The organism is Streptomyces sp. NPDC059874 (genome assembly GCF_042731135.1).
In the GTDB taxonomy this organism is placed as follows: domain Bacteria; phylum Actinomycetota; class Actinomycetes; order Streptomycetales; family Streptomycetaceae; genus Streptomyces.
The window spans coordinates 38060-48898 of record NZ_JBHWJY010000065.1 but is presented as its reverse complement, the minus strand read 5'-3'; the positions used below and the strand labels follow the sequence as shown (position 1 = coordinate 48898).

General features: G+C 71.8%; 12 protein-coding genes. All 12 read right to left on the bottom strand.

Going from position 1 to position 10839, the window contains the following annotated elements; translation table 11 throughout:
* Positions 1 to 104: 104 nt before the first annotated feature.
* The 12 genes from ACFV9H_RS29995 to hrcA all read right to left on the bottom strand — a co-directional run bounded on the left by ACFV9H_RS29995 (position 105) and on the right by hrcA (position 10766).
* Positions 105 to 461, bottom strand: coding sequence for a cytidine deaminase (locus ACFV9H_RS29995; RefSeq protein WP_385404260.1), 357 nt, complete (start codon positions 459 to 461; stop codon positions 105 to 107).
* A gap of 116 nt (positions 462 to 577) precedes the next feature.
* A complete protein-coding gene (locus ACFV9H_RS29990; RefSeq protein WP_385404257.1) occupies positions 578 to 940 on the bottom strand; it encodes an MmcQ/YjbR family DNA-binding protein in 363 nt (120 codons plus the stop codon).
* Entirely contained in the window at positions 937 to 2241 is a 1305-nt protein-coding gene (locus ACFV9H_RS29985) for a hemolysin family protein (protein WP_385404254.1), read from the bottom strand. The genes ACFV9H_RS29990 and ACFV9H_RS29985 overlap by 4 nt, the downstream gene beginning before the upstream one ends.
* The gene (gene ybeY, locus ACFV9H_RS29980) at positions 2238 to 2735 is read right to left on the bottom strand and encodes an rRNA maturation RNase YbeY (RefSeq protein WP_385404251.1); all 498 of its coding nucleotides are present in this window, start codon (positions 2733 to 2735) and stop codon (positions 2238 to 2240) included. Before ybeY ends, ACFV9H_RS29985 begins: the two co-directional genes overlap by 4 nt.
* A 13-nt stretch (positions 2736 to 2748) precedes the next feature.
* Entirely contained in the window at positions 2749 to 3789 is a 1041-nt protein-coding gene (locus tag ACFV9H_RS29975) for a PhoH family protein (protein ID WP_385404248.1), read from the bottom strand.
* Between the two features lie 126 nt (positions 3790 to 3915).
* Positions 3916 to 5013 (bottom strand): carbohydrate kinase family protein, encoded by a 1098-nt coding sequence (locus tag ACFV9H_RS29970; RefSeq protein WP_385404245.1) that lies wholly within the window; start codon positions 5011 to 5013, stop codon positions 3916 to 3918.
* Positions 5014 to 5282: 269 nt separating this feature from the next.
* Positions 5283 to 6188, bottom strand: a complete 906-nt coding sequence (locus ACFV9H_RS29965; protein WP_385404242.1) for a ribonuclease Z — start codon at positions 6186 to 6188, stop codon at positions 5283 to 5285.
* Positions 6189 to 6191: 3 nt separating this feature from the next.
* A complete protein-coding gene (locus tag ACFV9H_RS29960; protein ID WP_385404240.1) occupies positions 6192 to 6551 on the bottom strand; it encodes a histidine triad nucleotide-binding protein in 360 nt (119 codons plus the stop codon).
* Positions 6552 to 6613: 62 nt separating this feature from the next.
* A complete protein-coding gene (locus ACFV9H_RS29955; RefSeq protein ID WP_385404237.1) occupies positions 6614 to 7357 on the bottom strand; it encodes a 16S rRNA (uracil(1498)-N(3))-methyltransferase in 744 nt (247 codons plus the stop codon).
* Positions 7354 to 8445 carry a nitronate monooxygenase gene (locus tag ACFV9H_RS29950; RefSeq protein ID WP_385404234.1) on the bottom strand — a complete coding sequence of 364 codons (1092 nt, stop codon included), beginning with the start codon at positions 8443 to 8445 and terminating at the stop codon, positions 7354 to 7356. Before ACFV9H_RS29950 ends, ACFV9H_RS29955 begins: the two co-directional genes overlap by 4 nt.
* A 167-nt stretch (positions 8446 to 8612) precedes the next feature.
* The gene (dnaJ, locus tag ACFV9H_RS29945; protein WP_365177233.1) at positions 8613 to 9749 is read right to left on the bottom strand and encodes a molecular chaperone DnaJ; all 1137 of its coding nucleotides are present in this window, start codon (positions 9747 to 9749) and stop codon (positions 8613 to 8615) included.
* Complete coding sequence (gene hrcA / locus ACFV9H_RS29940) at positions 9750 to 10766, bottom strand: heat-inducible transcriptional repressor HrcA (protein WP_385404231.1); 1017 nt, start codon at positions 10764 to 10766, stop codon at positions 9750 to 9752.
* Positions 10767 to 10839: the final 73 nt, after the last annotated feature.

Sequence of the window (10839 nt, the reverse complement as noted above, 5' to 3'; positions counted from 1 at the left end):
GGGCTGGAAGATCCAGCCCCGCCGGCGTTTGAGGCGCGGGGCTCTGGGGGCGGAGCCCACAGCAAGGCCCCGCGCGGCGGCCCGGCCCACCCCCGTCGGGAGGCCTACGCTCCGGCAGGCGTCGTCGACTTCAGGGTGCCGTCCGGGGCGGCCAGCAGCACCGGGGTGTCGGGCCCGCCCAGGTCGCGGACGGCCGCGCGGTCGGCGTCGGCCGGGGCTTCGGCGGCGCTGACGACGGCCGCGGCCTCCAGGGACCGCGCCCCGCTCGCCACGGCCATCGCGACGGCGGTCTGCAGCGCGCTCAGCTTGAGGGAGTCGAGCTCCACCGTCCCGGCGACGTAGGTGCGGCCGGTCTCGTCGCGTACGGCCGCCCCCTCGGGCACGCCGTTGCGGGCCCGGGCGCTGCGCGCGAGGGTGATGATCTTGCTGTCCTCGGGGTCGATCCCGTTGCTGTCGGTCATGGTCGAAAGCATATGGAGCCTCTCGGCGGAGCCGTGCAACGACCCCGCCGAGACGCCCTCTCCTCCGTCCCCCGCTCCCTGACTCGGGACAAACCCGTCGGCCCCGCGGGGACACGTCACGGCCGGTCGAGCCGCAGCCGCTCCGCCTTGGGCAGACCCGCGACCACCAGGTCGTAACTGTCCTCCACCAGCTCCCGGACCATCTCGTCCGGCAGCCCGCCGGGCCCGCCCACGGTGACCGTGTTCCAGTGCCGCTTGTTCATGTGCCACCCGGGCGCGATCGCCTCGTGCTCCGCCCGTAGCCGCACCGCCAGCTCCGGCTCGCACTTGAGGTTGACCTTCAGCGGCTCGGCGTCCAGCGCCGACAGCGCGAACACCTTTCCCAGCACCTTGAACACCGAGGTCTCCGGGGTGAAGGGGAACTCCTCGACCGCCGCGTTGAAGCCCAGACAGAACGCGCGCAGCTGCTCCGGGGTCATTCGCCCTCCTCCCCCTCACCCGCGGCCGGGACCACGGGCTCCACGAGAACCGTCACGATCTTGTTCCGCCGCCCCGCCGGGGATTCGGCCGTCAGCCGCAGCGGCCGCCCGTCGGGCAGCTCCACCGTCGCCGAGGCCCCCGCGATCGGCACCCGGCCGAGCGCCTTGGCCAACAGTCCGCCGACCGTCTCCACGTCCTCGTCGTCGAAGGCCTCGACCTTGAACAGCTCACCCAGATCGGTGATGTCGAGCCGGGCCGTGACCCGGTAGCGATCCTCGCCCAGATCCTCGACCGGCGGGAGCTCCCGGTCGTACTCGTCGGTGATCTCGCCGACGATCTCTTCCAGGATGTCCTCGATGGTGACGATGCCGGCCGTGCCGCCGTACTCGTCGATGACCACCGCCACGTGGTTGCGCACCTGCTGCATCTCGCGCAGCAGATCGCCCGCGTTCTTGGTGTCGGGCACGAAGACCGCGGGCCGCATCGCCGTCGAGACGAGGTCGGACTCGGCCTCCCGGCTGATGTGGGTCTTGCGGACCAGGTCCTTCAGGTAGACGATCCCGACGATGTCGTCCTCGTTCTCCCCGGTCACCGGGATGCGCGAGAAACCGGACCGCAGCGCGAGCGTGGTCGCCTGACGGATCGTCTTGTACCGCTCGATGCAGATCAGGTCGGTGCGCGGCACCATCACCTCGCGCACCAGCGTGTCGCCGAGCTCGAAGACCTGGTGCACCATCCGGCGCTCGTCGTCCTCGATCAGCGATTCCTTCTCCGCGAGGTCCACCATGGCGCGCAGCTCGGCCTCGGAGGCGAACGGCCCCTTGCGGAAGCCCTTCCCGGGCGTGAGCGCGTTGCCGATGAGGATCAGCAGCTGCGGGATCGGCCCCATGACCCTGGCGAGCGGTACGAGGACGTACGCGGCCGCCGTCGCGGTGTTCAGCGGGTGCTGGCGGCCGATCGTGCGCGGGGAGACGCCCACGGCGACGAAGGAGACCAGCACCATCACGGCGATGGCCACGAGCAGCGCCGTCCAGGTCTCGCCGAAGCCGTCGAGGCAGACGTAGGTGACGAGCACCCCGGCCGCCATCTCGCAGGTGACGCGGACCAGCAGCGCCACGTTGAGGTAGCGGGTGGGGTCTCCGGCGACCTGGGCGAGCTTCTCGCTGCCGCGCCGGCCTTCCCGTACGGCCTGCTCGGCGCGGAAGCTCGAAATGCGGGCGATCCCGGACTCCGCGCACGCCGCGAACCAGGCGACCACCACCAGCAGCACCGCTCCGGTGATCAGCTGGGGGGCGTTCACGAGACGGTCGGGGCCGGCGACGGACCGGTGATGCCGCGCTCGGAGCGCCAGCCGTCGACGATCGCCGCCTGGAGGCCGAACATCTCGGCCTTCTCGTCCGGCTCCTCGTGGTCGTACCCGAGCAGGTGCAGCACCCCGTGGACGGTCAGGAGCTGGAGCTCCTCGTCCATGGAGTGCTGCGTCGGTGCTTCCTCGCCCTGCTTCTTCGCGACCTCGGGGCAGAGCACGATGTCGCCGAGGAGCCCCTGCGGGGGCTCCTCGTCGTCCTTCGCCGGCGGACGGAGCTCGTCCATCGGGAAGGACATGACGTCGGTGGGTCCGGGCAGGTCCATCCACTGGATGTGGAGCTGCTCCATGGCGTCCTCGTCGATGACGATGACGGAGAGCTCGGAGAGCGGGTGGATCCGCATCCGGGTGAGCGCGTAGCGGGCGATGTCGAGGATCGCCTGCTCGTCGACCTCGGTTCCGGACTCGTTGTTGACGTCGATCGACATGGTGCGCTGAGTTCTACTTCCGCTGGTGGCCGCTCACGGCCTGCTGCTGGCCGTCGTCGTACTTCTCGTACGCGTCGACGATACGGCCGACCAGCTTGTGCCGGACGACATCCTCGGACGTGAGCCGCGAGAAGTGGATGTCGGGCACGCCGTCGAGGATCTCCTGGACCTGACGCAGCCCGCTCTTCGCGCCGCCCGGCAGGTCGATCTGCGTGATGTCACCGGTGACGACGATCTTCGAGTCGAAGCCGAGCCGGGTCAGGAACATCTTCATCTGCTCGGCGGTCGTGTTCTGCGCCTCGTCGAGGACGACGAACGCGTCGTTGAGCGTACGGCCGCGCATGTACGCCAGCGGCGCGACCTCGATGGTCCCGGCCGCCATCAGGCGCGGGATGGAATCGGGGTCGAGCATGTCGTGCAGCGCGTCGTAGAGCGGCCGCAGGTACGGATCGATCTTGTCGAAGAGGGTGCCCGGCAGGAAGCCGAGCCGCTCCCCCGCCTCGACGGCCGGCCGGGTCAGGATGATCCGGCTGACCTGCTTGGACTGCAGGGCCTGGACCGCCTTGGCCATGGCGAGGTAGGTCTTGCCGGTACCGGCGGGGCCGATGCCGAAGACGATCGTGTTCTTGTCGATCGCGTCGACGTACCGCTTCTGGTTGAGGGTCTTGGGGCGGATGGTGCGGCCGCGGCTGGAGAGGATGTTCTGGGTGAGCACCTCGGCGGGCGTCTCGTCCGGGCCGTTGCCGTTCTCGCTCGACTTGAGCATGGCGATCGAGCGTTCCACTGCGTCCTCCGTCATCGGCTGCCCGGTGCGGAGCACCAGCATCATCTCGTCGAACAGGCGCTGGATCAGAGCGACTTCCGCCGCCGCTCCGATCGCACTGACCTGATTGCCCCGAACATGGATGTCGGCCTTCGGGAAGGCCTTCTCGATCACGCGCAACAGGGCGTCACCCGAGCCGAGCACGCTCACCATCGGGTGCGCGGCCGGAACGGTGAAGTGGGCTCGCGCCTGCCCCGGCGCCGGGATGTGGGCTGTCGATGTCTGAGTCATGGGCCGGCACTGTGGCCTGCACATACCTCCCGCTGAGGGGCCGCGCCGTTCGACGACCTCCGGAGTACCAAGCCTACGACGCCCCGGCTGCTTCCCCGAGAGGTTTTATCCGCCGTGAAACCAGCGCTACGCGGAGTGTCGGAAGCCGATCGTCGGCACCGCCCTGCGGCGCGCGGCCGGGGTCGACCCCCGCGGGACCAGGTCGTCCAGGAAGCCGTACCGGCCGCGCAGCTCCTCCGGGGCGGCCCGCCACCAGTGGGCCACCTCCGGCCAGCCGGGGGCCGACAGGGAGCCGCCGAACTCCTGGACCGACAGCGCGGCCGTCAGCCCGGCGAAGGCCAGCCGGTCCGCCAGCGGCCAGCCCGCCAGGGTGCCGGTGACGAAGCCCGCCACGTACACGTCGCCCGCGCCCGTCGGGTCCAGCTCGTCCACCGTGATCCCCTGGACCTGCGCCGTCTCCCCCGTGCGCCCGTCCACCGCGTACGAACCCTCCGCGCCCATCGTCACCACCGCGATCGGCACCTTCTCGGCCAGCGCCCGGGCCGCCGCGCGCGGACAGTCGGTCCGGGTGTACCGCATCGCCTCGCCCGCGTTCGGCAGGAACGCCTCGCAGTGCTCCAGGTCGGCGAGGGCCGCCAGGTCCCAGCGCCCGCTCTCGTCCCACCCCGTGTCCGCGAAGACCCGCGAGCCGCGTCGGGCGGCCTCCCCGACCCACTCCTCGCCCCGGCCCGGGCCCAGCGAGGCCACGGCCGCCCGGGCCCGCGGCGGGCACTGCGGGAACGGCCCGGGGCCCGCCGGGGGCGGGGCCTCGTGGCCGTGCGAGACCATCGTGCGCTCGCCCTCGTACGCCATCGAGACCGTGACGGGGCTGTGCCAGCCGGAGATGGTCCGCGACATGGAGAGGTCGATGCCCTCGCCCTGTTCGAGCGCGTCCCAGCAGTACTCGCCGTAGTGGTCGTCGCCGAAGGCCGCGGCCAGCGAGGTGCGCAGGCCGAGCCGGGCCAGGGCGGTCGCCATGTTTGCGACGCCGCCGGGGCTGGAGCCCATGCCGCGCGCCCAGGACTCCGTACCGCGCACGGGCGCGGAGTCGAGGCCCGTGAAGATGATGTCGAGGAAGACCGTTCCGGTGAGGAAGACGTCGCAGCCGGGCTCCTCCGGGTCCCGCACCGGACCGAGTGGGTCCACGGCGGCTGAGAGGCTGTCGAAGCTGTCCCGACTCGTCACGGTGTGCTCCCCGGAGTTCTGGAAGTGGAAAGCTGCCAGTCCTGCCCACCTCGACCAGGACCAAACCCAGTGTGGCGCAGCTCACCACCGGAAGGCCGTTCTCCGCAACTCGGCGCCCCTGTGCCGCGCCTCAAACGCAGGCGGGGCCGGCAGGGTGCACACCCCGGCCCCCATACGCAGCCCCGCCAGGAGGCACCGCCCCGGCGCAGCCGAACCCACCCACCGCAGCCGAACCCAGACCCCACCAAGCCCCCCGCAGGGGACACCGCCTAGCCCCGCTTGGGGAGCGGCACCCGCACCAGGTCCGCCGCCACCGTCAACTCGCCGGCGAAGCCGGCCTCCCGCGCCTCGTGTTCGAACGCCGACGGGTCCGTGTACCGCTGCGAGAAGTGCGTCAGCACCAAGTGCCGGACGCCCGCCGCCCGCGCCACCCGCGCCGCCTGTGCGGCCGTGAGGTGCCCGTGCTCGGCGGCCAGCGCGGCCTCCGCTTCGAGGAACGTCGACTCGATCACCAGCATGTCGCAGCCCTCCGCGAGCGCCTCCACCCCCTCGCACATCCGGGTGTCCATCACGAAGGCGAACCTCTGCCCCGCCCGGTGCTCGCTGACGTCGTGGAGCGAGACCTCGCCGAGCCGCCCCTCGCGCTGGATCCGGCCCACGTCCGGCCCCTTGATCCCGTGCCGCGCGAGCAGCTCCGGCAGTATCCGGCGCCCGTCGGGCTCGGTGAGCCGGTAGCCGAAGGACTCCACCGGGTGCGACAGCCCGCGGGCCTCCAGGACGTACGAGTCCCCGCGCGCCAGCACCCCGTCCTCGGCCACCGGCGCCTCGTCGAGCAGCACCGTCTCCCGGTAGGCCGTCGCGTACCGCAGCCGGTCGAAGAACTTCTTCCCGGACGCCGGGTAGTGCGCCGTGACCGGGTGCGGCACCCGGTCGAGGTTGATCCGCTGGATCACCCCGGCGAGCCCGAGGCTGTGGTCACCGTGGAAGTGGGTGACGCAGATCCGGTTGATGTCGTGCGCGGCGACCCCGGCACGCAGCATCTGCCGCTGCGTGCCCTCGCCCGGGTCGAAGAGGATGCCCTCGCCGTCCCAGCGCAACAGGTAGCCGTTGTGGTTGCGGTGGCGGGTGGGCACCTGACTGGCGGTGCCCAGCACCACGAACTCTCTTACCGACACGTCTTATCCGGGCGGCCACTGGAGGCCGCGGCCACCGAGGACGTGCAGGTGGGCGTGGAACACGGTCTGGCCCGCGCCGGGGCCGGTGTTGAACACGACCCGGTAGCCGTGGTCGTCGATCTTCTCGTCGGCGGCGATCCGCCCGGCCTCGGTCAGTATGTCGGCGACGACGGTCGGCTCGGCCGCCGCGAGGGAGGCCGCGTCGGGGTAGTGCACCTTGGGGATGACGAGCACGTGCGTGGGCGCCTGCGGGTTGATGTCCCGGAAGGCGACGGTCGTCTCGGTCTCCCGGACCACCGTCGCCGGGATGGCCCCCGTGACGATCTTGCAGAACAGGCAGTCCGCCTGCGGTTCCCCGGCCATTGCTGAGCCTCCCGTGACGTTGATCGGTCAGCGCATCGTATCGGCCGCGCCGCGCATCGCCCTCAGGACCAGCGCCCCGTTCGCGCCAGCAGGACCGCCGTCGCCGCCGTACCCGCCGTGGAGGTCCGCAGCACCGAGCGGCCCAGCCGGTACGGCCGCGCGCCCGCTTCGGCGAAGACGGCCAGTTCCTCCGGGGAGACCCCGCCTTCCGGGCCGACCACCAGCACCACGGAGCCGGCCGTCGGGAGCTCCGCGACGGCCAGCGCCTCGGAGGGGGTGTCCCGGTCCTCGTGCAGGACCATCGCCAGGTCGGCGCCCGCCAGCAGCGCCGCCACCTGTTTGGTGGACATGGCCTCGGCCACCTCCGGGAAGCGGACCCGGCGGGACTGCTTGCCCGCCTCCCGCGCGGTGGCCCGCCACTTGGCCAGGGACTTGGCCCCCCGGTCGCCGCGCCACTGGGTGATGCACCGCGAGGCCTGCCACGGCACGATCGCGTCCACGCCGGTCTCGGTCATGGTCTCCACCGCCACCTCGCCGCGGTCGCCCTTGGGCAGGGCCTGGACGACGGTGATCCGGACGGCCGGTTCGGCCTCCTCGAAGACCCCGGACACCGAGACGACGAGCCGGTCCTTGCCCTCCGCCGCCTTCACCACGGCTTCGGCCCAGCGCCCGCGGCCGTCCGCGAGGACCACCGCCTCGCCCGGGTTCAGCCGCTTCACGGAGACCGCGTGCCGGCCCTCGGGACCGTCCAGGACGAACTCCGGCCCCGCGGGGACCTCTTCGACCACGAACACGGGGGCGGTCATGACGCACTCCTCATCTGCATGTCCTTCAACGCTCTCTGTGCCTCGGCCAGTTCGGCCGCCAGCACCTCCACCAGCTGCCCGGCCGGCAGCGCCCGCGCCAGTCGGTGCCCCTGGCCCGCCCACAGGGCCATGCCCTGCGCGTCCCCGGCCGCGGCGGCCGCCTTGCGCAGCCCCGAGGTCAGGTGGTGCACCTGCGGGTACGCGGCGGGGGCGTAGGGCCCGTGCTCGCGCATGAAGCGGTTCACCAGGCCGCGCGCCGGCCGCCCGGAGAAGGCCCGGGTCAGCTCCGTCCGTACGAAGAGCGGGTCGGTCAGCGCCTTCTTGTGCACCGGGTCCGCCCCCGACTCCGGGCACACCAGGAAGGCCGTGCCGAGCTGGGCCGCCACCGCGCCCGCCGCCAGCAGGGCCGCGATCTGCGAGCCCCGCATCAGACCGCCCGCCGCGATGATCGGGAGCGCGACCGCCTCCCGTACCTGGGCGACCAGCGCGAGCAGTCCCACGGCCGCCGTGCCGTCCGCCTGGGGGTCGTCGCGGTGCGTGCCCTGGTGACCGCCGGCCTCGACGCCCTGGACGCAGACGGCGTCGGCGCCGGCGTCCTGCGCGGCGCGGGCCTCTTCGACGGAGGTCACCGTGACGACGGTGTACGTACCCGCCTTGCGCAGGGCGGCGAGGGCCTCGGGCGTGGGGCAGCCGAAGGTGAAGGAGACGACCGGGACCGGGTCTTCGAGGAGGATGGCGAGTTTGGCGTCGTAGCCGTCGTCGCTGGTGCCGATGATGTCGTCGTCGGCGAGGGAGATCGCGTACCAGCTGGCCTCCCCGGCGAGCTGCCCGCGGTACGCCTCGACGGCGGCCGGGTCCACGTAACCGGTCTGCGGCATGAAGAGGTTGACGCCGAAGGGGCGCCGGGTGAGCGCGCGCACCTGTTTGATCTCGTGGTACATGCCGTCGGCGGTCTTGTAGCCGCCGGCCAGGAAGCCCAGTCCACCCGCTTCGCACACGGCCCCGACGAGCGCGGGGCAGGAGGCGCCGCCCGCCATGGGCGCCTGCACGATCGGGTAGGGGGAGAGACCGTTCGGTGGCGAGGACATGGACTGCATCGTGCCATGTCCCGCTCAGCGGGCCGAATCACGGCATTCGCCTGGCATAGTCCGCTTCCCGGCGTGGCCGAAACCTGCGCGCGCCGCGCTCGGCGAGCACGCACGGAGCCCGGCAGGAGATGATCTCCTGCCGGGCTCCCACGCGTACCACGGGCCGGTCAGCGGCCGTTGAAGGCGTCCTTCAGCCGGCTGAACAGACCCTGCTGGCCCGGCGCGAACTGGCCCGTCGGCCGCTCCTCGCCGCGCAGCTTCGCCAGCTGGCGCAGCAGCTCCTCCTGCTGGGCGTCCAGCTTGCCGGGGGTGGTGACCTCGACGTGCACGATCAGGTCGCCGCGCCCGCCACCGCGCAGGTGGGTGACGCCGCGCCCGTGCAGCGGGATCGCCTGGCCGGACTGGGTGCCGGGCCGGATGTCGATCTCCTCCATGCCGTCGAGCGTCTCCAGCGGGCACTTCGTGCCCAGGGCCGCCGCCGTCATCGGGATGGTGACCGTGCAGTGCAGGTCGTCGCCGCGCCGCTGGAACGTCGGGTGCGGCAGCTCGTGGATCTCCACGTACAGGTCGCCGGCGGGGCCGCCGCCGGGGCCGACCTCGCCCTCGCCCGCGAGCTGGATGCGGGTGCCGTTCTCGACGCCGGCGGGGATCTTGACCGTGAGGCTGCGGCGGGAGCGGACCCGGCCGTCGCCCGCGCACTCGGGGCACGGGGTCGGGACGACGGTGCCGAACCCCTGGCACTGCGGGCAGGGGCGCGAGGTCATGACCTGGCCCAGGAAGGACCGGGTGACCTGCGAGACCTCACCGCGGCCGCGGCACATGTCACACGTCTGCGCCGAGGTGCCGGGGGCGGCGCCCTCGCCGGAGCAGGTGGTGCAGACGACGGCCGTGTCGACCTGGATGTCCTTGGTCGTCCCGAAGGCCGCCTCGTCCAACTCCAGGTCCAGGCGGATCATGGCGTCCTGGCCGCGGCGGGTCCGCGAGCGCGGGCCGCGCTGCGAGGACTGGCCGAAGAAGGCGTCCATGATGTCGGAGAAGTTGCCGAAGCCACCCGCCCCGAAGCCGCCCGCGCCGCCGCCGCCCGAGGAGGACAGCGGGTCGCCGCCGAGGTCGTAGACCTGCTTCTTCTGCGGGTCCGACAGCACCTCGTAGGCTGCGTTGATCTCCTTGAAACGCTCTTGCGTCTTGGGATCGGGGTTCACATCCGGGTGCAGCTCGCGCGCGAGCCGCCGGAATGCCTTCTTGATCTCATCCTGGGATGCGTCGCGGCGCACGCCGAGAACGGCGTAGTAGTCCGTGGCCACTTACGACTCCGCCAGGATCTGTCCGACGTAACGTGCCACTGCGCGTACCGCTCCCATCGTTCCGGGGTAGTCCATGCGGGTCGGTCCGACCACGCCGAGTTTGGCGACTGCTTCGCCGCCCGAACCGTAACCGACCGAGACGACGGACGTGGAGTTCAGTCCCTCGTAGGCATTCTCATGCCCGATCCGTACGGCCATTCCCGACTCGTTGGCCTCGCCGAGCAGCTTGAGGAGCACGACCTGCTCCTCCAGCGCTTCGAGCACCGGCCTGATCGTCAGGGGAAAATCGTGTCCGAAGCGGGTGAGATTGGCGGTGCCGCCGATCATCAGCCGCTCTTCGGCTTCCTCGACCAGGGTTTCGAGGAGCGTCGCGAGCACGGTGGACACCGTGGCGCGGTCCTCGGCCTCGAAGGATTCGGGCAGGTCCTGGACGAGCGGGGGCACGTCGGTGAAGCGACGGCCGACGACCCGACTGTTGAGCCGGGCCCGCAGATCGGCGAGAGAGGCCTCGCCGAAGGGGGTCTGGCAGTCGATCAGCCGCTGCTCGACGCGCCCGGTGTCCGTGATCAGTACGAGCATCAGGCGCGCGGGAGCGAGCGAGAGCAGCTCCACGTGCCGGACGGTCGACCGGGTCAGGCTCGGGTACTGGACGACGGCGACCTGCCGGGTGAGCGTGGCGAGGAGCCGCACCGTGCGGCCGACGACGTCGTCGAGGTCGACGGCGCCGTCGAGGAAGTTCTGGATGGCCCGCCGCTCGGGGCTCGACAGCGGTTTGACCCCCGCCAGCTTGTCGACGAAGAGCCGGTAGCCCTTGTCGGTGGGGATCCGGCCGGCGCTGGTGTGGGGCTGGGCGATGTAGCCCTCGTCCTCCAGCACGGCCATGTCGTTGCGCACGGTGGCAGGCGAGACCCCGAGGCGGTGCCGCTCGGTGAGCGCCTTGGAGCCGACCGGCTCCTCCGTCCCGACGTAGTCCTGGACGATGGCGCGCAGCACTTCGAGTCTGCGTTCGCTGAGCATCGCGCACACCTCCGGCTGTGGTCCGTTGCCCTGTTCGTTGGCACTCTGGGCGTTCGAGTGCCAGAGATCCCCC